General features: G+C 66.3%; 17 protein-coding genes. 7 read left to right on the forward strand and 10 right to left on the reverse strand.

Annotated features, from left to right (window positions below; all coding sequences use genetic code 11):
- The first annotated feature begins 20 nt into the window (after positions 1 to 20).
- The 5 genes from ACT54B_RS05310 to ACT54B_RS05330 all read left to right on the forward strand — a co-directional run bounded on the left by ACT54B_RS05310 (position 21) and on the right by ACT54B_RS05330 (position 4,948).
- Complete coding sequence (locus ACT54B_RS05310) at positions 21 to 908, forward strand: glucosamine kinase nucleotide-binding domain-containing protein (RefSeq protein ID WP_476043374.1); 888 nt, start codon at positions 21 to 23, stop codon at positions 906 to 908.
- Positions 905 to 1,675 (forward strand): GntR family transcriptional regulator, encoded by a 771-nt coding sequence (locus ACT54B_RS05315; protein WP_476043375.1) that lies wholly within the window; start codon positions 905 to 907, stop codon positions 1,673 to 1,675. The genes ACT54B_RS05310 and ACT54B_RS05315 overlap by 4 nt, the downstream gene beginning before the upstream one ends.
- Before the next feature lie 29 nt (positions 1,676 to 1,704).
- Complete coding sequence (locus tag ACT54B_RS05320; RefSeq protein WP_476043376.1) at positions 1,705 to 2,730, forward strand: SIS domain-containing protein; 1,026 nt, start codon at positions 1,705 to 1,707, stop codon at positions 2,728 to 2,730.
- Positions 2,727 to 3,890, forward strand: a complete 1,164-nt coding sequence (gene nagA / locus ACT54B_RS05325) for an N-acetylglucosamine-6-phosphate deacetylase (protein WP_476043378.1) — start codon at positions 2,727 to 2,729, stop codon at positions 3,888 to 3,890. The genes ACT54B_RS05320 and nagA overlap by 4 nt, the downstream gene beginning before the upstream one ends.
- Positions 3,891 to 3,952: 62 nt before the next feature.
- Complete coding sequence (locus tag ACT54B_RS05330; protein WP_476043380.1) at positions 3,953 to 4,948, forward strand: P1 family peptidase; 996 nt, start codon at positions 3,953 to 3,955, stop codon at positions 4,946 to 4,948.
- Here the strand turns inward: ACT54B_RS05330 and ACT54B_RS05335 are convergent.
- The 8 genes from ACT54B_RS05335 to ACT54B_RS05370 all read right to left on the reverse strand — a co-directional run bounded on the left by ACT54B_RS05335 (position 4,945) and on the right by ACT54B_RS05370 (position 14,125).
- The gene (locus tag ACT54B_RS05335; RefSeq protein ID WP_476043381.1) at positions 4,945 to 6,045 is read right to left on the reverse strand and encodes a M24 family metallopeptidase; all 1,101 of its coding nucleotides are present in this window, start codon (positions 6,043 to 6,045) and stop codon (positions 4,945 to 4,947) included. The genes ACT54B_RS05330 and ACT54B_RS05335 overlap by 4 nt on opposite strands.
- Before the next feature lie 32 nt (positions 6,046 to 6,077).
- Positions 6,078 to 6,911 carry an aldo/keto reductase gene (locus ACT54B_RS05340; protein WP_476043382.1) on the reverse strand — a complete coding sequence of 278 codons (834 nt, stop codon included), beginning with the start codon at positions 6,909 to 6,911 and terminating at the stop codon, positions 6,078 to 6,080.
- A 114-nt stretch (positions 6,912 to 7,025) separates the two neighbouring features.
- Complete coding sequence (locus ACT54B_RS05345; protein WP_476043384.1) at positions 7,026 to 7,706, reverse strand: SDR family oxidoreductase; 681 nt, start codon at positions 7,704 to 7,706, stop codon at positions 7,026 to 7,028.
- A gap of 2 nt (positions 7,707 to 7,708) precedes the next feature.
- Positions 7,709 to 9,100 (reverse strand): GH1 family beta-glucosidase, encoded by a 1,392-nt coding sequence (locus ACT54B_RS05350; RefSeq protein ID WP_476043385.1) that lies wholly within the window; start codon positions 9,098 to 9,100, stop codon positions 7,709 to 7,711.
- A complete protein-coding gene (locus ACT54B_RS05355; protein ID WP_476043387.1) occupies positions 9,084 to 10,730 on the reverse strand; it encodes an amino acid ABC transporter permease in 1,647 nt (548 codons plus the stop codon). Before ACT54B_RS05355 ends, ACT54B_RS05350 begins: the two co-directional genes overlap by 17 nt.
- A 98-nt stretch (positions 10,731 to 10,828) precedes the next feature.
- Positions 10,829 to 11,575: a transporter substrate-binding domain-containing protein gene (locus ACT54B_RS05360; protein ID WP_476043389.1), complete on the reverse strand. Its 747-nt coding sequence runs from the start codon at positions 11,573 to 11,575 to the stop codon at positions 10,829 to 10,831.
- Between the two features lies 1 nt (position 11,576).
- A complete protein-coding gene (locus ACT54B_RS05365; protein ID WP_476043390.1) occupies positions 11,577 to 12,653 on the reverse strand; it encodes a LacI family DNA-binding transcriptional regulator in 1,077 nt (358 codons plus the stop codon).
- A 116-nt stretch (positions 12,654 to 12,769) separates the two neighbouring features.
- The gene (locus tag ACT54B_RS05370) at positions 12,770 to 14,125 is read right to left on the reverse strand and encodes an amidase (protein ID WP_476043391.1); all 1,356 of its coding nucleotides are present in this window, start codon (positions 14,123 to 14,125) and stop codon (positions 12,770 to 12,772) included.
- Between the two features lie 130 nt (positions 14,126 to 14,255).
- Here ACT54B_RS05370 and ACT54B_RS05375 point away from each other — a divergent pair, with 130 nt between their 5' ends.
- Both ACT54B_RS05375 and ACT54B_RS05380 read left to right on the forward strand, forming a co-directional pair.
- On the forward strand, positions 14,256 to 15,632 hold the full coding sequence (locus ACT54B_RS05375; protein WP_476043393.1) for an NAD(P)/FAD-dependent oxidoreductase: 1,377 nt from the start codon (positions 14,256 to 14,258) through the stop codon (positions 15,630 to 15,632).
- Positions 15,633 to 15,899: 267 nt separating this feature from the next.
- Entirely contained in the window at positions 15,900 to 18,875 is a 2,976-nt protein-coding gene (locus ACT54B_RS05380) for an NAD(P)-dependent oxidoreductase (protein WP_476043394.1), read from the forward strand.
- Positions 18,876 to 18,942: 67 nt separating this feature from the next.
- Here ACT54B_RS05380 and ACT54B_RS05385 read toward each other — a convergent pair whose 3' ends face one another.
- Positions 18,943 to 19,329 carry a hypothetical protein gene (locus tag ACT54B_RS05385; RefSeq protein ID WP_476043396.1) on the reverse strand — a complete coding sequence of 129 codons (387 nt, stop codon included), beginning with the start codon at positions 19,327 to 19,329 and terminating at the stop codon, positions 18,943 to 18,945.
- Positions 19,330 to 19,337: 8 nt separating this feature from the next.
- Positions 19,338 to 19,625, reverse strand: coding sequence for a hypothetical protein (locus ACT54B_RS05390; RefSeq protein WP_476043397.1), 288 nt, complete (start codon positions 19,623 to 19,625; stop codon positions 19,338 to 19,340).
- Positions 19,626 to 19,749 lie beyond the last annotated feature (124 nt).

A 19,749-nucleotide genomic window follows, 5' to 3' on the forward strand; every position in this document is an offset into this window, starting at 1 on the left:
ATACCGGCCGGAGGTGATCCATGTCAGACTTCATCCTGGGCGTCGATGGTGGCGGAACGTTTTGCAGGGCGGCGATAGCGGACGCGTCCGGGCTGATACTCGCCCGCGGCGTCAGCGGCCCGGCCAATATTCTGACGGACCCTGACCTCGCTGCCCACAATATCCTGTCCGCCGCGTCGCAGGCGCTGGCCAAGGCCGGGATCGAGGCCTGGCGGCTGGCCCATATTCCGGTCTTTCTGGGTCTGGCCGGCAGCACCGTGCCGCGCGCGGTCGATCACATTCGCAAGAAGCTGCCCTTCGTGCGGGCCGCGATCGATTCCGACGGTCTCGTGGCGCTGGAAGGCGCTTTGGGATCCGGCGACGGAAGCGTGGCGGTGATCGGCACCGGCACCATCTATTTCATCCGGCAGGATAATGTCTTGCGCACCATTGGCGGATGGGGGTTCGCGCTGGCCGATCTCGGCAGCGGCGCGCGCATCGGCCAGGCGGCCATGCAGGAGGCGATCCTCGCCTATGACGGCATCCGCACGCCCTCCCCGCTCGCCCGCGCCCTGCTGGACGAATTCGGCGGCAAGCCTTCGGACATGGTGGATTTTGCCGCCACGGCCCAGCCAGCGGATTTCGCCGCCCGGGCCGCCCAGGTTTTTGCCCATGCGGAACTCGGCGATGCGGCGGGTCTGCGGGTGATCCGCCTCGCGGCCCATGCGGTCGACGAGGCGCTGGACCGGCTCTACACGCTGGGCGGGCCGCTTCCGCTCTGCCTGGTGGGCGGCTTGTCCGATCAGTATGCGCCCTGGCTGGCCGAGCGGCATCGCGCCCGCCTGAGGCCGGCCCGTGGGGACGGGCTCGACGGCGCCATTGCGCTGGCCCGCCAACGTTTTCTGCACAGGACCGGAGCGGCGGCATGATTCTCTCGACCATCCTTTCGGCCGATGCACTGGAAAAGACCGGACGCGGCCCGCTCTACATGAAGCTCCGGCAAGTGCTCGAAGAGGCCATCCGCAGCGGCAAGCTGGAACAGGGCGATGCGCTGCCTCCGGAACGGGACCTGGCGGAAATCGCCGATGTCAGCCGCGTCACGGTGCGCAAGGCGGTGGACGATCTGGTGCGCGACGGGCTTCTGGTGCGCCGGCACGGCTCGGGAACCTTCGTGTCGAAGCCGGTGTCCAAGGTCCAGCAATCGCTTTCGCGCCTGACCTCCTTTACCGAGGACATGGCGCGCCGTGGCTTCACCACCCATGCGGAGGTGCTGGAACAGGGCGTCTTCCACCCCACCACCGATGAAATGGTGATGCTGGGCCTGTCCGCCGGCACCATGGTGGCCCGCATCAGCCGTCTGCGCATGGCGGACGGCACGCCGCTCGCCATCGAGCGCGCCAGCATTTCCACCGAATTCCTGCCCGAGCCGGAAAATGTCACCACCTCGCTCTATGCCGAACTCGACCGCTGCGGAGCGCGGCCGGTGCGGGCGATCCAGCGCATTTCCGCCTGCAACGTGAAAGAGCCGGATGCGGAGCTTCTCGGCATTCCCGCAGGCGCCGCCGGTTTGTCCATCGAGCGTGTGTCCTACCTTGCCTCCGGGCGCGTGGTGGAATTCACCCGCTCCCTCTATCGCGGCGACGCCTACGACTTCGTCGCCGAAATGACCCTTGCCGACAACGACCCCGCGGAATGACGCGGCCCGGCCCTGAACGAGGAATGACCATGCAGACCCACATGCGACGCGAAATCGACGAGATCCCGGAGGCGGCGGCGCGACTGATCGACGGATCGGCCGCCGGCCTGCGCCAGGCCGGCCTGTCGCTGCGCGAGCGCAACCCGGCCTATGTCGCCACCATCGCGCGCGGCTCCTCCGACCACGCGGCCCATTTCCTGAAATATGCCATCGAGCTTGTCGCCCGCAAACCGGTCGCCTCCGTCGGCCCGTCCCTTGCCTCCATCTATGACGTGACGCTGGATCTCTCGGGCGCCGCCACGATTGCCATTTCCCAGTCGGGCAAGAGCCCCGACATCGTGGCCATGGCGGAAGCCGCGACCCGCAGCGGCGCGGAAAGCATTGCGCTGACCAACACGCTGGGCTCGCCGCTTGCCGCCGCCTCCCGTCACGCCATCGACATTGCGGCCGGACCCGAACTCGCGGTCGCAGCCACCAAATCCTATGTCAGCTCGGTTCTGGCCGGGCTGATCCTGCTGGCCGAATGGACGGGCGATGCCGAACTCTCGGCCGCGATCCGGGCGCTTCCCGCCCATTTCGAAAAGGCGGTCCGCCTCGACTGGCTGCCGGTTCTGGCCGATGACCTGAAGGACGCCTCGTCGCTCTACATGCTGGGCCGCGGCCCCTCTCTCGCCATCGCCAGCGAGGCGGCGCTGAAGTTCAAGGAAACCTCCGGCCTGCATGCGGAGGCCTATTCGGCGGCGGAAGTGCTGCATGGGCCGGTCGCGCTCGTGAAACCGGAATTTCCGGTCATCGCCTTTGCCGCCCGCGATGCGGCGGAAAATTCCATCGCCACGGTTGCGGACGGGCTGGCGGAGAAGCGCGCCTCGGTCTATGCCACCTCCGCGCAGTCGGCACGGGCGGGGCGTCTCCCCTTCGTGGAAACGGGGCATTTCCTCACCGATGCCCTGTGCCTGATCATTCCCTTCTACGGCTTCGTCGAAGCCTGGTCGCGCGCGCTCGGATACAATCCCGACAAGCCGGAAGCCCTCAAGAAAGTGACGGAAACCCGATGAGCCATCAGATCGCCTTCAGGGGCGCGCGGATCTTTACCGGCGAGAGCTGGATCAACGAGGCGGTGCTTCTCGTCGAGAACGGCCGCGTTGCCGGCATCGTGGACGAGGACGAGGTGCCCGCAGGCGCCGGGATCGTCGCACTGCCCGAGAACGCCCTCCTCGTGCCGGGCTTCATCGATCTCCAGGTGAATGGCGGTGGCGGCGTCATGCTGAACGACGACCAGAGCGTCAAAGGCATTGCCACCATCTGTGCCGCCCATGCCCGTTTCGGCACGACAGCGCTTCTGCCCACGCTGATCACCGACCGGGTCGACATCACCCGCGCCACCCTGGCCGCCGGTATCGAGGCCACCCGCGCCGGTGTACCCGGCTTTCTCGGGCTGCATCTCGAAGGACCGCATCTGTCCGTCGCCCGCAAGGGCGCGCATGATCCCTCCCTGATCCGGCCGATGGAGCCGGCAGACCTCGACAGCCTGATCGGCGCCGTCGGGCAGATGCCGGTCCTGATGACCACGGTCGCCCCGGAAAACGTGACGCCCGAGCAGGTGGATGCGCTCTCCTCCGCCGGGATTCTCGTCAGCCTCGGCCATACGGATTGCGATGCGGATACCGCGCTCGACTATGCGGCCGCCGGTGCCCGTGCGGTAACCCACCTCTTCAACGCCATGAGCCAGCTCGGCAATCGCGAGCCCGGCGTGGTCGGCGCGGCGCTGGAGGAAGGCATGCTGCATGCCGGCCTGATCGCCGATGGTTTCCACGTCAACCCGGTCACCATGCGCATCGCCCTTTCCGCGAAGAACGGCCCCGGCCGCATCTTCCTCGTCACCGACGCCATGTCCACCATCGGCACCGATCTCGACGGCTTCACCCTGAACGGCCGGCAGATCTACCGGAAGGACGGACGACTGACGCTGGCGGACGGCACGCTGGCAGGCGCGGATATCGACATGCTGTCCTCGGTCCGTTTCGTCCACGAGACGCTCGGCCTTCCGCTTGGCGAGGCCCTGCGCATGGCAAGCCTCTACCCCGCCGAGGCCGCCGGCGTCGCCGGCGGCAAGGGCCGGCTTCAGACCGGCATGGATGCGGATTTCGTCATCCTCACCGAGGCGCTCGATCACCAGGCCACCTATATCGCCGGCGTCTGCGTGCACGCCGCCTGACCTTTCCTGCCCGGAACGGGCGGCCTATACTGGCCGCCGACCCACCCCGGAAGGACGTGCCGATGCTCAACCTGCTCACCGATATCGACGGCCTCTCCGTCGGTCACGCCACCGATCTCGACCGGGCGACAGGCGTGACGGTGGTCGTCTTCGACCGGCAGGCCACCGCCTCGATCGCCATTCTCGGCGGCGCGCCGGGCAGCCGCGACAGCGCCATGCTCAGCCCCGAAAACAGCGTGCAGGCGGTGGATGCGCTCGTGCTGTCGGGCGGCTCGATCTTCGGCCTCGACGCCACGGGCGGGGTTCTCGATGGCCTGAGGCAGGACGGGCGCGGCCTTGCCTTCGGCAACACCATCGTGCCGATTGCCGCGCAGGCGATCCTGTTCGATCTGATGAATGGCGGCAACAAGGACTGGGGCGACCAGAACCCCTACCAGCGCATGGGATACGCCGCCTACCGGGCGGCATCGAAGGGCGCCTTCCCGCTCGGAACGGTGGGCGCGGGAACCGGCGCGACCACGGCGCGGCTGAAGGGCGGCCTCGGCTCGGCAAGTGCCGTCACCGCCGCCGGCCACCGGGTCGCAGCCCTCGTGGCCGTCAATGCGCTGGGCAGCCCGACCGTCGGCAAAGGCCCGCATTTCTGGGCCGCACCCTTCGAAGTGGCGGAGGAATTCGGCGGGCTCGGCTACCCGCCCCGCTTTGGGGCAGAGGAGACCGCCCTCTTCGTCAAGGGCATGGAGCCTACCGCCACCACCATCGGCATGGTCGTTACCGATGCGCGCCTGACCAAGGCGGAATGCCATCGCCTTTCGATCCTCGGACAGGACGGGCTGGTGCGCGCCATCCATCCCGCCCATTTCCCGTCGGACGGCGATACGGTGTTCGGCGCCGCCACGGGGGAAAAGCTCGTGGCAACGCCGATGGAATTCATGGATATCTGCCATATGGCCATGGTGACCATGGCCCGCGCCGTGGCCCGCGGCCTCTACGAGGCGACCGCCCTGCCCCAGCCGGGCACGAAGCCCGCCTGGAGGGACGTGCATGGAAGCGGCGCTTAGCCGCCCTTCACCAGCGAGCGCGAGAGGCCGGACAGCACTTCGGCGCCATCCTTGCGCAGGATGACGATTTCCTCCAGCCGCACGCCAAACCGCCCCTTGAGGTAGATGCCCGGCTCGATGGAGAAGACATTGCCTTCCTCCAGCACCCCATCCGACGTGGCGGTGATGTAGGGGCCTTCGTGAATGTCGATGCCGAGGCCATGGCCGGTGCGGTGCAGGAAGAATTCGCCATAGCCCGCCTCGGCAATCACGCCGCGCGCTGCCGCATCGACCGTCTTTGCCGTGACACCCGGCTTCGCCGCCGCAATCGCCGCCTTCACCGCCCGGTCCACGATGGCGTGGATCTCGTCGAGACCGTCCGGCTTGGAGCCGAAATAGCCCATGCGGGTCATGTCGCTCGGATAGCCTTTGCTGCGGCCGCCGATATCGATGAGCACGCTGTCGCCCGCCTTCAGCCGGCGGTCGCTGCAATGGTGATGCGGATAGGCGCCGTTCTCGCCGAAGCCGACGATGGTGAATTCGGCCACCGCGCCGCGCTCGAGATAGAAATTCTTGACCACCTCGGCCACTTCGATCTCGCTGATGCCTTCTTTCAGCGAGGCAAAGGCGGCCATCGCGGCCTCGTCGTTGAGGAGCGCATTCTCCTTGAGGAGGCGATATTCTTCCTCATCCTTCCGCGCCCGCAGCCAGCCGACGGTCTCGCCGGTAAAGGCATGGCCGGGCTGCTTCAGGGCGCCGAGCAGCAGCAGGGCGAAATCCGCGCGCATCGTCTCGTCGAGCGACACCTGGAGACCGGCCTTGTCCTTGACGCCGAATTCGGTGAGCAGCGTGTCGAGCGCCCCGTTTGCGCCCTCGTCGTCCGCCCAGAGATAGAAGGGCAGGTCCGTGTCCTTGCGCGCCGCATCCGCATTGAGCTTCGGCATCAGGAAGGCCGCCTTGTCGGCGGTCACGATCTGCATCACCGGGCGCTCGTCGCCATGCGGCGAAACACCGGACAACCACAACATGTGCGAGCTCGGTCCGACGGCGACGAGATCGGTATGGGAGGCTTTCATGCGGCTGCGAAGCGCAGCCAGCCGGGCAGCATAATCAGGCATAGTCATCTCCGGGTGGGGCTGGGGTCGAAAAGTCAGGTCATGGCCAGCGGCTGCGGGCCGCGGGGCGGCGGAAACAGCCGGTCGAGCGCGGCAAGATCCTCCGGCGCAAGCACCAGATCGGCCGCCGCCGCATTCTCCCGCACGCGGTTCGCGCTGCGGCTCTTGGGGATGGCGATCACGCCGGGCCGGGTGAGAAGCCAGGCCAGCGCGACCGTCGCCGCCGAAACGCCGTATCGGCGGCCGATCGCCGCAAGCTCCGGATGATCGATCAGCTGTCCCTCGCCCAGCGGGCAATAGGCCATGATGGCGATCTGCCGCTTCTCCGCCTCGGGCAGCAGATCCCATTCGATCCCGCGCTCGGCGAGATTGTACATCACCTGGTTGGCGACGCAGTTCTGCGCCTGCGGCAGGCCGGAAAGCTCCGCCATGTCGGCGGGGTCGAGATTGGAGACGCCCCAGTGGCGGATCTTGCCGTCGGCGCGCAGGCGCTCGAAGGCTTCCACCGTTCCGGCCAGCGGATGGCGGCCGCGCCAGTGGAGCAGGTAGAGGTCGATGCGGTCGGTGCCGAGATGCCGGAGCGACCGTTCGCAGGCCTCGACGGTGCCCTCGCGGGAGGCATTTTCCGGCAGGACCTTGGAGACAAGGAAGACCCCGTCACGCCGGCCGCGAATGGCCTTGCCGACCAACGCTTCGGAACGGCCGTTGCCGTACATTTCTGCCGTGTCGATCAGGGTCATGCCGAGATCGATGCCCGTCTGGAGCGCCTCGATCTGGCCGGCCTCGTCCGGCTCGCCGATCCCCATCTTCCAGGTTCCGAGCCCGAGCGCGGAAACCCGTTCGCCCCCCTTCAGCACGACGTGTCGCATGCAGTCCTCCCTGGAAAGAGGCGAAGCGGCGCGCTTCGGCCTTCACCGCCCTACTGTATAAAATCAGCGGGCAATTTTGACCAGTACAAAATTTTTTTACTTGATGGCCATGAGTCACCAGCCGACCGGCTGTCCGTCATGGGTGCGGAAGCTCGCGGTCTCTGCGAGGCCGGCCGAGGCGATCAGCGTCATGAGGCCGGCCGCGCTTTCCTCGACGGTCAGCACCGCCTCGTCCCCGCCCATGTCGGTGCGGACCCAGCCGGGATGAAAGGCCATGACGGCAATGCCGTCAGGCCGGAAATCCGCCGCAAGCTTGGTGGTTGCCATGTTCAGCGCCGCCTTCGAGCAGCGATAGGCATAGTCCCCGTCGGGATTGTCCCGGTGCCCCTCGCTGTTGGAGCCCGCGCGGCTGGAGATCATGGCAACGACCTTGCGATGCCCGGCCCGCAGATTGGGCAGCAGCGCCCGGGTGAGCAGAAGCGGCGCCAGCGCATTCACCCGCATGGTCTCGATGAAGTCCCCTGATGTCACCGCGTCGAGCCCCTCCGTCGCACCCCGGATCGCCGCATTGTGGATGAGGATGTCGATGCCCTGTCCCTCCAGCCGGCGGGCGGCCTCGGCAATCGAGCCTTCGTCCTCGAGCCGCAGCGGCAGGGCCTCCACGCCGGCAATCGTGCTGTCCTCCCGACGGCCGGCGGCAATCACGCGGTAACCGTCGGCGGCGAACAGGCGGGCAAGCATGGCGCCGAGCCCGCGATGCCCGCCGGTGATCAGAACCGTCCCCTTCACCGCCATGATCAGCGCTCCCCCGCTTCCCGGGCGATGCGGCCATAGACCTCACCGCTCCACTTGAGACGCCGTTCCTGCGTCTTGAAATCCACATGGATCAGGCCGAAGGGCGCGGTATAACCGAGCGCCCATTCGAAATTGTCGGTGAGCGTCCAGGCAAAATAGCCCTTGACCGGCACCCCCTTGGCAACGGCCGACGCCACCTTCTCGATATAGCCGACCAGATAGGCGGCGCGGTCCGCATCCTCGATCCGGCCGCGCGCATCCGGCACTTCCGGAGCAGTCGCCATGCCGTTTTCCGTCACATAGATCTTCGCCGGCCTGTAGGTCTCGTGCACGTGCACCAGAATATCCTCGATCGCCTGCGGCCAGATTTCCCAGCCGAGCGCCGAATAGTCGGAGCCTTCCGGCGAGACGCGCTCATAGGAAAGCGGCGGCAGTTCGGGACCGGCCTTGATCACCGAACGGCGGTAATTGTTGATGCCGAGGAAATCGATCGGCGCGCGGATGGCCTCAAGATCGCCGGGGCGGATCTCCGGCAGGAAGCGCGGATGGTAGAGATCGAGCATGTCCTCCGGATAGGCGCCGTTGAAGATCGCCTCCAGATACCAGCGGTTCTGGGCTCCGTCGAACCGGCGCGCCGCCTCGATGTCCTCTTCCCGGTCGGTGGCCGGCTCCGTGACATTGACATCGAGCGTGATCCCCACCTCGGCCCCTTTGGCCTCGCTGCGGATCATCGGCACGGCAAGACCGTGGGCAAGCAGTGCATGGTGGCTGGAAACCACGCCGCCCCGCACGCCGTCGGAAAGGCCCGGCGCATCCTCGCCCGTCGCATGGCCCCACCAGCAGAAGGTCCAGGGTTCGTTGAGCGTCGTCCAGTGGCTGACCCGGTCCCCGAAAAGAGCGGCCGCTTCCGCCGCATAATCGGCAAAGCGCATCGCCGTGTCGCGATTGTACCAGCCGCCCCTGTCCTGCAGCCGCTGCGGCAGGTCCCAGTGGTAGAGCGTCAGGAAGGGATCGATGTCCGCTTCCAGCAGCGCATCGATCAGCCGGTTGTAGAAATCCGCCCCGGCCCGATTGATGCGGCCCGAACCCTCCGGCAGCAGGCGCGGCCAGGAGAGGGAAAAGCGATAGGCCGAAAGCCCCATCTGCCTCATCAGGTCGATGTCGCGCGGGAAGAGGTGGTAGTGATCGCAGGCCACATCCCCGTTGGATCCGTCCGCAATCGCCCCCGGCTTGCGGGTGAAGCGGTCCCAGATGCTCTCCCCCTTGCCATCGAGGGCGGCCGCCCCTTCGATCTGGTAGGCGGAGGTGGCGCTGCCGAAGACGAAATCGGCGGGAACGCGGATGCAGGAGGCACGGTGGATCAGCTCCTCGCGCCATTCAGCGATGCTTGACATGATATTTTCTTTCGACGGTATTCACCAGACTTGCGGCCGCAAGCGTCAGGAAGATGTAGAAGATAGCCGCGGAATTGTACGGCGCAAAGGGCAGGAAGCTTGCCGACTGGAATTCCCGCATGCGCTGGGTGATATCGCGGATCGACAGGATCGACAGCAGCGACGTGTCCTTGAGAATGGCGATCAGTTCGTTGCCGAGCGGCGGAATGATCACCCGGAAGGCCTGCGGCAACACCACGTGACGGGCCGTATTCCAGCGGTTGAGGCCGAGGGATTTCGCCGCCTCCGTCTGGCCGGCCGGAATGGCATTGATGCCGGCCCGGAAGATTTCCGCCAGATAGGCCGAATAGGCAATCGCCATGGCCACGATGCCGCGCATCATGTTGGGCGGATCGACCGCGCCGCCGGTGGCATCCTTCAGCGCCCCGGAGAGCGGCAGGCCCACATAGAGAACGATGACCAGCATCGGAATGCCACGGATCGTGTCGATGACGAATTCCGAACCGATGGCCAGCGGATGGCGGCGATGCAGCATGCCGCCGAAGGTGAGGATGCCGAGAATGATCCCCAGCACCGCAAGCGTGATCCCGGTCGATTTCGAACGGTCATCGAGCGCCGTGGTCTTCCAGAGCACCGGCCAGTTGGCGGGCGGCGCTTCGGCCGCAAACAGCACGGCGCTGACGCCCTGCTTGCCCTCCACCGCCTTGATCCCGTCCTCAGGCGCGAGGAAGGTGCGGACCCCGGTTTCCGTCTCCGGACCGCCGGGATAGGTGCCGAAACGGACCGCGCCGACCAGCGAGGACGGCGTTCCCCGGAGAATGCCGATCTTGCCCTCGAGCGTTCCGGCCAGCACATAGGGCGCTGGCGGCTGGAGCAGCTGGTAGGCGGCTCCAGAAAGCAGCAGGGCGACGATCAGGCTGGAAATGAGGCCCGTGCGGCGGCTGTACTGCAGCTGCAGAAGCCCCACCCAGGTGAGACCGAGGAGCGCCGCCAGCACATAGGCGAGAATGGCCGCCCGGAGTGTGGTGGCGACGCCCGCCGCGAAGGCGACATGGGCAAACAGCAGCAGGAATGCCAGCAGCAGGCCATTGGTTACCCCGGCAATCAGCCCCCCTGCCCGTGCCACGAGCGGCACGCCCCTTGCCCTGCCGAAGGCATGGGCCGCAAGGCCGAAGAACGACAGGAGCCCGTAGAGCGGGACGATCAGGGCAAGCACATCCTTCAGCCAGAGATCCGCTTCCGGCGTGAGCTGGCGCGGATTGACGCCGGGGACCACCAGTTTCGAGGCGAAGGCATCCACGCCATTGGCAAGGGCCGAGGCCATATAGGGATGGGCGAGCTCGCCGCGCATCAGCACGATCAGGGCGCCGAGATGAACGAAGCCCGCCACCGGCCGCACCAGCCGCCGCAAGCCCTGATCCTTGCGGTAAAACAGCAGGACGAGGCCCGATACGCAAAGCGCGAGAAGCAGCAGATAGCCCGGAACGAGGATGCCCGACCCGTTTTCCACGCCCGCCAGCGCCCGGAGCGAGCGCATGTAATCGGCTGAAGTCGCAAACAGATACAGGATGAACGGCGTGGCGGTCAGGATGATCAGATTGCTCGGCCTGACCCGTTTCAGGAAAGACATTCCTTCCTCCGGAATGGAATTCAAGACAGCAGGGGACGGCGCGGCCGGAAGAGGCTGGCTCTTCCGGCCCGGACACGTGCCCCCGGGAACAGCTTATATCAGTTCGTGCCCCAATACTTCTGGATCAGCTTGTCCAGCGTACCGTCGTCCTGCAGGGCCTTGATGCCCTCGTTGAAGGCCGCCACGTTCGGGTCGCCCTTGCGGAACACCAGACCGAGCGGATCGGAGGACAGGCCGCGGATCGAGACGACCAGCTCGCCGGCGAATTCCTTCTCATAGGCATCCGCATTGGCGCCGTTGATCACCACGCCGTCCACGTCCTTGTTCTTCAGCGCCAGAACCGAGGCGCTGAACGTGTCATAGGCCAGCACGTTTTCCTTGCCGACGATACCGGCGGCCACGTCCGCATCGGTGGTATTGGCCTGGGCGGAGAGCTTCAGGCCCTTGGCCTTGAAGTCGTCGGCCGAGGTGACCGCGTCTTCCACCCGCATCAGCACGGCCTGGCTGTTGACGATATAGGGATCGGTGAAGTCCATCGCCTTCTTGCGCTCCTCGGTGATCGAGACGCCCGAGGCGACGAAATCGAAATTGCCCTGGTCGAGCGCGGCGAAGATGCCGTCCCAGCCGGTCGTGACGAATTCGGCCTTGCAGTTGATCTTGGCGCAGACGGCATTCACCACATCCACGTCGAAGCCGACGATCTGGCCGGTGGCGGGATCGACGCTTTCCATCGGCGGCGAGGTCGTGTCCGAGCCCACCTTCAGCAGCTTGCCACCGAGATCGGCAGCCATGAGAGACGACGCGGAAAGGGCCGCGATGGCCAGTGCAAGAATTGTCCTTCTCATCCTATTCTCCTCCAGTCATAGGTTTCGGGGTCTGTCTTGAATTATCCGGCTGGCGCGGAACGAGCGCCGGCTGAAAGGTCTGCCTGAGGACGGACGGCCCCTCGCCGGCGATCCGGCGCAGGATAAACTGTCCGAGCGTGCGGCCAAGCTGTTCGATGGGCAGGTAAAGCGTGGTGAGCGGCGGCGTGAAATAGGCACTCACATTGATATCGTCATAGGCGACCACATCCACGTCCCCGCCGATGAGCAGGCCGCGCTGCGCCAGCCCCGAGAGCACGCCGAGCGTCGTGGATTCGTTGACGCAGACGAAGGCGCTCGGCGGATCGGGATCGAGCAGCAGCGCCTCGGCGCTCTCCTTGCCGAAGCGGGTCGAGAGATCGCCCTCGACCACGAGATCGAGCGAGGGCGCAAGGCCCGCGTCGCGAAAGGCGCGCACGAAACCGTCGATACGGTCGAGCGAATAGGAGAAGCGCCGGGACGGATTGACGAGCGCAATCCGCCGGTGCCCGCCCGCGATCAGCCGCGCGGTCGCCGCATGGGCGGCCCATTCATTGTCCACGTCCACATGCGCATAGTCGATGTCGCGCCGGCAGCGCCCGAGCGTCACGAAGGGAAAGCCCGTATCGGCCAGCAGGTTGATGCGCGGATCGTCCGCGAGAATACCGGAAAAGATCAGGCCGTCCGCCAGCCCGAGACCGGCGATCTGCCGGGCCATCGCGGCCCCGTCCTCCGCATCCGTCACGATATGGGCGGAGATGCGGTAGCCGCTGCCGTCGAGCCCCTGGCTGATGCCGGACAGGATCTGGGTATATTCCACGCCGTCCCATTCATAGCCGGAGGCCGCCGTCAGCGGCATCAGCACGGCGATCTGGTAGGTCTTGCCGGTCCGGAGCGCCTGTCCGCGCTGGTTGGCCGTGTAGCCCACCTCTTCCGCAGCCTTGAAGATGGCTTGCCGTGTGGCGGGCGCCACCACGGGCGAGTCCCGGAGCGCCTTGGAAACGGTCGCGATCGAGAAGCCGGTCATGTCTGCCAGCGTCTTGATTGTCGGCATTTCCACCCGGCGTGTCGGCTTGCCCATTCCTCGTCCTCCCGACCCTAGGCATAAAGCAAGATAAAATCGTTTTCAACAAAAAATATAAACGTTTTTATCCGCATTTCACTGCTGACATGCGCCCGGAGGCGGAAGGGGCGTTTCTACAGCCGGTCCAGCACCTGCTCGGCCGTCAGTGCCAGCGCCAGAAGCTGGTCGTCGCGGTTCGGCAGGCCCGAAAGCAGGATGCCCGCCGGCATGCCCGCTTCGCCCGTGCCCGAGGGCAGCGACACGCCGCACCAGTCGAGGAAATTGCCGAGCATGGTGTTGCGCAGCGTCAGGCCGTTGATCCGGAAGAAGGTCTCGTCGTCGGCAAGGAGCGGATCGAGGAGCGGCGCCACATGCGGCAGCGTCGGCGTGGCGAGGATCGCCCGGCCGCCGACCAGATCGTCCACCGCCGCGATCAGCCGGGCACGGGCCTCCAGGATGGCGATATAGGCGGGCATGGAAATCTTCTCGCCGAGCCGGCAGCGCTGGACCACGCGCGGATCCATGCGGCTCGCCTCCGGGCCGGAGAGCCGCTCCCTGTGCAGCGCGAAGGCCTCCGCCGTCACCAGCGGACCGTAGTCGGCCATCAGCTTCAGGATTGCGGAAAAGGCCGGAAACGCCATCCGGCGGATGCGGGCGCCCGCCTGTTCGAGACGGGCAAGCGCTGCCTCGAAGGCGGCCGCGACCCCGTCCTCGATCCCGTCGAAAACCACGGTTTCCGGCACGACGATATCCTGTCCGTAGAGCGTTTCGGCGGCGATATCGGGCGTGGTGTGCCCGCGCATGGCCGCATCCACGAGGATCGCATCCCCGACGCTCCGGCAGAGGGGTCCGAGCGAATCGAGGCTGGTCGCCAGCGGGAACACGCCGTCCATCGGATAGCGCCCGCGCGTCGCCTTGTAGCCGACAATGCCGGTGAAGGCGGCGGGAATGCGGATCGAGCCGCCCGTATCCGTTCCGATCGCCACCGGCACGAGCCCCGCCGCGACCGCCGCCGCCGAACCGGAGGAGGAGCCGCCGGGAATGCGGTGCCCGTCGGTGGAGCGCGGATTGCGCGGCGTGCCGAAATGCGGGTTGTAGCCCAGGCCGGAAAAGGCGAACTCGCTCATGTTGACGCGCCCGACGCTGACCATGCCGGCCCGCGCCAGTCGCTCCACCACCGCCGCGTCCCAGCTGGCGGGCGGGCCATCGGCCAGAACCACCGAGCCCGCCGGATTGGCGAGCCCTTCCATGGCGAAGAGGTCCTTCCAGGCCAGCGGAATGCCCTCCAGCGCCCCGCGCGAACGCCCCTCGCGGATGCGCTTCGCGGCGGCCTCCGCCTCGGCAAGCGCCCGGTCCTCGGTGCGTTTCAGAAAGATCGCCGGATCGTCGTGCCCGGCCATGGCCGCGAGCGTTTCGCGGGCGAGATCGCGGGGATCGAGCGCCCCCGACTGGATGAGGACGGACAATTGGGCAATGGAACGGGCGGTCATCGGCGGTCTCCTTCGGTCTCGGCTCCGGTATCGCATCCCGTCAGGGGCCGTGCAATGCGATTTGCGCGGGCCTTGCCAGTCTCCGCCACGCCGTGGCAGGGTCCGGAAAAGACAGCCGCGCGAGGGCAACATGATCAATGGCGACATCTCCTTCTGGTATCGGGACATCGGCGGCCTGCCCGCCCGGCGGCCGCCCCTTTCGGGCGATACGGAAGCGGATGTGGTCATCATCGGCGCCGGCTATACGGGCCTGTGGACCGCCTACTATCTGAAAAAGGCCCATCCGGGGCTGGATGTCGCCATTGTCGAGCGGGAATTTGCCGGCTTCGGCGCCTCCGGCCGCAATGGCGGCTGGCTTTCCGGCGGCTTTGCCTGGTCGCGGGACAAATATCTGACCACAGGCTCGCGCGACGGCGTCCGCGCCATGGTCGCCGCCATGATGGGCACGGTCGAGGAAGTCATCCGCGTCTGCGAGGCGGAAGGCATCGATGCCGACATCGTCAGGACCGACGAGATGCGCGCCGCCACCAGCGACGTGCAGTGGCAGCGCATCCAGGCGGATTATGCCTCGGAAAAGGCCTGGAACGTCGCCGAGGAGGACATTCACCTGATCGGCGAGGAGGAGGCCCGCGCCCGCATCGCCGTCAACAATATCAAGGGTGCGATGATCACCCGGGGCGTCGCCCGCGTCCAGCCGGCCAAGCTGGTGCAGGGGCTGGCGAAAGCCGTCGAGCGGCTCGGCGTCCGGATCTACGAGAACACGGCGGTGACGGATTTCGAAAAGGGTCTGGTCTCGACCAGCCGCGGCAAGCTGCGCACCCGCATCATCATCCGCGCGACCGAGGGCTTCACCGCAGGCCTTCCCGGCCTCTCGCGCACCTGGCTGCCCTTGAACAGCGCCCAGATCGTCACCGCACCGCTTCCCGAAGACCTCTGGCGCGAGATCGGCTGGAACGGCTACGAGGTGCTGGGCGACGGCGCCCATGCCTATTGCTATGCGCAGCGCACCCGCGAGGGACGGATCGCCATGGGCGGCCGGGGCGTGCCCTACCGCTTCGGCTCGAAAACCGACCGGAACGGCCGGACGCAGGAGGAGACGATCCGCCAGCTCACCGAAATCCTTCACCGCCACTTCCCGCAGGTGAGACAGATTGCCATAGACCATGCCTGGTGCGGCGTGCTGGGCGTGCCGCGCGACTGGTGCGCGACGGTCGGCCTCGACCGCGACACGGGCATCGGCTGGGCGGGCGGCTATGTGGGGGTGGGCGTCTCCACCTCCAATCTCTCCGGCCGGACGCTGGCCGACCTGATCCTCGACGAGGACACCGAGCGCACCCGCCTGCCCTGGGTCAACCGCCGCGTACGGGAATGGGAACCGGAACCCTTCCGCTGGCTGGGCGTCCACAGCATGTACCAGCTTTTCCACATGGCCGACCGGCAGGAGGCGCGGCCCGGCGCCGGCCCCTCGCCGCTCGCCCGCATCGCCAACCGGCTGACCGGCCGCTGAAACAATCGTTTCAGCTCTGCCGTGGAGCCTGCCCCGACAGGCACCGCAGCGCCGGGATCGGAGCGATATTCGCTCCGATCGGCGGCTTTTCATGCGCAAGGGATGAAAAATGACCTCCGCTTGATCAAAAACGACTCCCACTTCATGAAACAATCTTTTCGCAGGGCGTTTTTAGACAAGATGTGACGTAACCAAGCCTACGCCGGGACGCGCCATCGATAAGATGCCGCAACTTTTCCAGTACCATTCCTATCGGTGGGGTTGTCCATGTCCAATGTAGAAACGCTCAAAGCCCAACGCGCAGCTTCGCTGGAGGCCACCCGCAAGGGCCGGCCGGCCCGCACCGCGAACCCCTTCTTCGGCGTCGGCCCGATCACCGACGGCGCCGCCGACGAGGCTGACAGCCGCTTCATCAAGTTCGAATTCGAGCGCTGGCTGGAGCAGAACTACCGCAAGCTCGACGACCGGGGCAACGATCTCGGGCCGTTCACGGCTGCCGAAATCGGCCGCTCCATGCATCGCGGCTATCCGGCGGACAAGTTCCTGCTGGACATGATGCGCGAGATCCACCGCTACTTCGAATTCCCGAAGGCCAACAAGATGGCCGTCGGCCTCGGCGGCGGCCATTCCGGCTTCACCGCCGCCGCCCTGCACCTCATCACCACCAACGATCCCTCCCAGCAGGTCTTCGTCGACACGCTGCGTCCGGAAAGCGAAGAGGCGAAGTCCTCCGGCTTCTTCCGCCAGTCCTGGGGTGCGCAGATCATCGAGATGATGCGCTATGCGAAGAATGGCGACGAAAGCCGCATCCACTTCGCCAAAGAAGAAGGCATCGTGCCGACTGCCGAAGAGCTGAAGGCCATGGGCATCAAGCTCTTCATCGGCGTCGGCCATGAAACCACAGGTGCGACCACCTATTCCGCCCGCGACATCGAGCAGCTGCTCGCCTGGATCGCGATGAACCCGGAAGAGCACCACGTCGTTCTCGACGCCACCTCCATGCTCGGCGCCATGCCCTGGGGCGAAAAGCTCGTCAACGACGTCATCACCAAGTGCTGCATGTTCATGCCCTTCCAGAAGGCGATCGGCGGCATTTCCGGCTATTACATCATCTCCTTCACGCCGGCTGCCCTTGCGCTGGTCGAGAAGAACCAGAAGCAGCCCTCCTGGGCCATCCCGCGCCAGCTGAAGATCGCCGCGCCCGTCGATCCGAAGAAGCCGCTCACCGGCGAACGCACCGTCAATGTCGGCCCGATCTATGATCCCGAACAGAACAAGATGCTCGGCGGCGTGATCAACACCTTCTCGACGCTGGCCTTTGCCGAAACCACCTTCGGCCTGCTGCGCGCCGAAAAGCGCATCGGCACCGTCTCGGATCTCAACCGCCGCTCGGTTGCCAACCGCGAGGAAGTGAACCGCTGGGTGGCTGCCCATCCGCTCTTCGAACTCGGCGTGTCGAGCGTCGATCACCGCGGCGCGGCCGTGACGCTGCTGAAGGTCAAGGATGCCGACATCACCGATCCGGCCGTCCATGCCCGCATCGTCGCCTATTCGAAGGCGATCCTCTCCTATGACGGCGTGACCCATCCGAACGGCGCCTACGAAGCCGGCCTCGATGTCGCCCGCTACATCAACGCCTTCCCGGGCACGCCCGGCGATTACCGCGCCTGGATCGGCGGCATCCGCCCGATCTCGGACGTGACCGCGTTGCTCGACAACCTGCATTACGCCTATCACCGCGCCAAGATCGCCGTGCTCGAAGAGGAACTGGCAAAGCAGGGCGTCACCTTCGAAGCGGAAGCCAAGGCGTCCGCCACCGAGCGCAAGGACGATCCGAACCGCGCCTACAAGGTGCTGGTCTGCGACCGCGTCGGCCTGAAATTCGATGCCAAGGGCGAGCCCGATCATTCGGAAGTGAAGGCTTACGTCGAATCCAAGGGCGGCGTCTTCCACGAGAAGGGCTACGAGGACGGCCAGAGCCTTGAAAAGGGCAAGCTGCACTTCTTCTATGTGCCGGATATCTCCACCGAAGCGGAAATCATGGCCGTTGCCGGCAATGGCCAGTATGATGCCGTGATCGCGGCTGCGACCTTCCTGCCGAAGGCTGCCCAGTTCGAATTCGGCGGCGTCCGCATCGGCGCCGGCACCGGCAATATGGGCTCCGCCTCCTGGGGCGGCGGCAATGGCGAAGGCGGCCATGCGGTTCTGATGAACACGCCGAGCTTCAACTCCCGCGCCACGGCGCAGATGGCCATGAAGGCGCTTCTGAAGGTCCTGCCCGATCTCGCCGTCGAGAAGATGCACGACCTGACCGCCGCCGGAAAGTTCGACACGGGCCGCAACCTGCGCGAATTCCCGACCGAAAAGCTCGAAGGCAAGGTCATGGCCGTGTTCGGCTACGGCAATATCGGCCGCGAGCTTGCCAAGCTTGCAAGCGCCTTCGGCATGAAGGTGAAGATCTTCGCCCGCGAGCGCCACAAGGACTGGATCGAAAGCGAAGGCTTCACCTGGGCCGCGACGAAGGAAGACGCCGCCAAGGGTGCGGACGTGCTCTCGCTCCACACCGGCCTAGGTGCCCTGAATGCCGAAACCGGCACGTTCGCCAATGCGGGCTTCATCGGCGACAGCGTCTTTGCCGCCGCCAATGACGGTGCGGTGCTGCTGAACTACGACCGCGGTGAAGGCGTGGATGCCGATGCGCTCGACCGGGCGCTCGCCTCCGGCAAGGTCCGTTATGCGGCCATCGATGCCGACCTCTTCACCCATGCGGAAACCGGTGCCGTTTCCGGCCCGATGGTGCCCTACCTGCCGCTCGGCCAGAAATATCCGGGCAAGCTGGAACTCCTGCCGCACGCCGCCGCCGACACCGAGCACGTCTCGCGCGTCGAAGGCGCAAAGCAGGCCGTGGACCAGATCTTCGACCTGATCCAGTTCAAGCGCGTCGTGAACCTCAAGGGCGATCTGCCGGCCGGCTACACTTCCGGCGGTGCAAAGACCGTCAAGGGCGTCGGCGCCACCACCGGCCAGGACGTTCTGGCGCTTGCCGCCGACCGCAAGGCGCTCGATGCGGCACGCGACTCGGCGGAAAAGCTCGCCGCCATCTGGGGCGCGCTGGCCTCCGTTCAGCACGAAGAACGCCGCAGCATGCTGGTCGAGCGCTACGGCGCCGACCTGCTGAAGGCCTTCAACACCCACAAGGCCCTGATGCAGGCCTTCGGCATCGAAGGCCCCTTCAAGGCCTGAGACCTGCCATCAACCCATGAAAAAGCCCGGTCTCTCGCGAGACCGGGCTTTTCTTTTCAGAGACGGGTCACGACCGACGCGCCCCGCTCTGGAAAGCGGCCGTGAAGAGAGCGAGAAGGAGCGCGCTCTTGTTGGCCGCAAGGGGATTGGACGCGGCCGCAGCCGCGCGAGGATCCGTTGCCGGATCGCGGACGACCAGCACGGGCCGGCGGCGGGCGGCGACCAGGAAGATCAGCGCCAGCACGAAGAGCAGGCCCGCGATGGCGAGCGGTGCGCCCGCCGGACCGAGGCTCGGCAGAAGCGCGATCCACAATGCGGCCAGCGCCAGCCCGAGGGCCGCCAGCATCAGAAGCCCCGCCACGAGACCGCAGATCGCCCGCGTGACCAGCGAGGGCCGTTCGCGCGCCATCTGGCTGTCCGCCACATGGATGAGCAGGCGAAGCATCTCCCGCATGGGATCGCTCAGCGGGACAGCATGCGGCCGCCCAGATAGCCGGCGCACAGCACCAGCATGATGGCGAGCAGCGGATGATCCTCGATCTTCTTGCCCAATTGCCGGGCCTGTTCCTCGCCGCTGTTCAGCGCCGAGCGGTAGAAGGCCTGCATGTTCTCGTCGAGCTGGCTTGCGCCGCGAGACATGTTCCGGGCCGCATCCGTCTTCAGGTTGGAAATCAGGCTGGACAGGTCCTGCCGCAGGCTGTTCAGGTCCTCGCGCAGGGCGGCGATATCGTCGCTGGAAGAAGTGGCCATGGATTACGTAACTCCGAGATAGACAACGAGCCGCGATTCGCGCGGCATGCGAGAGAGGCAAGGCACGCCTCCCTGCATCCATTTAGGAACGCAGCGCCCTGAACGCAGGTTCGGAAATTACTCA

This window comes from Gellertiella sp. DMC107, assembly GCF_056313605.1.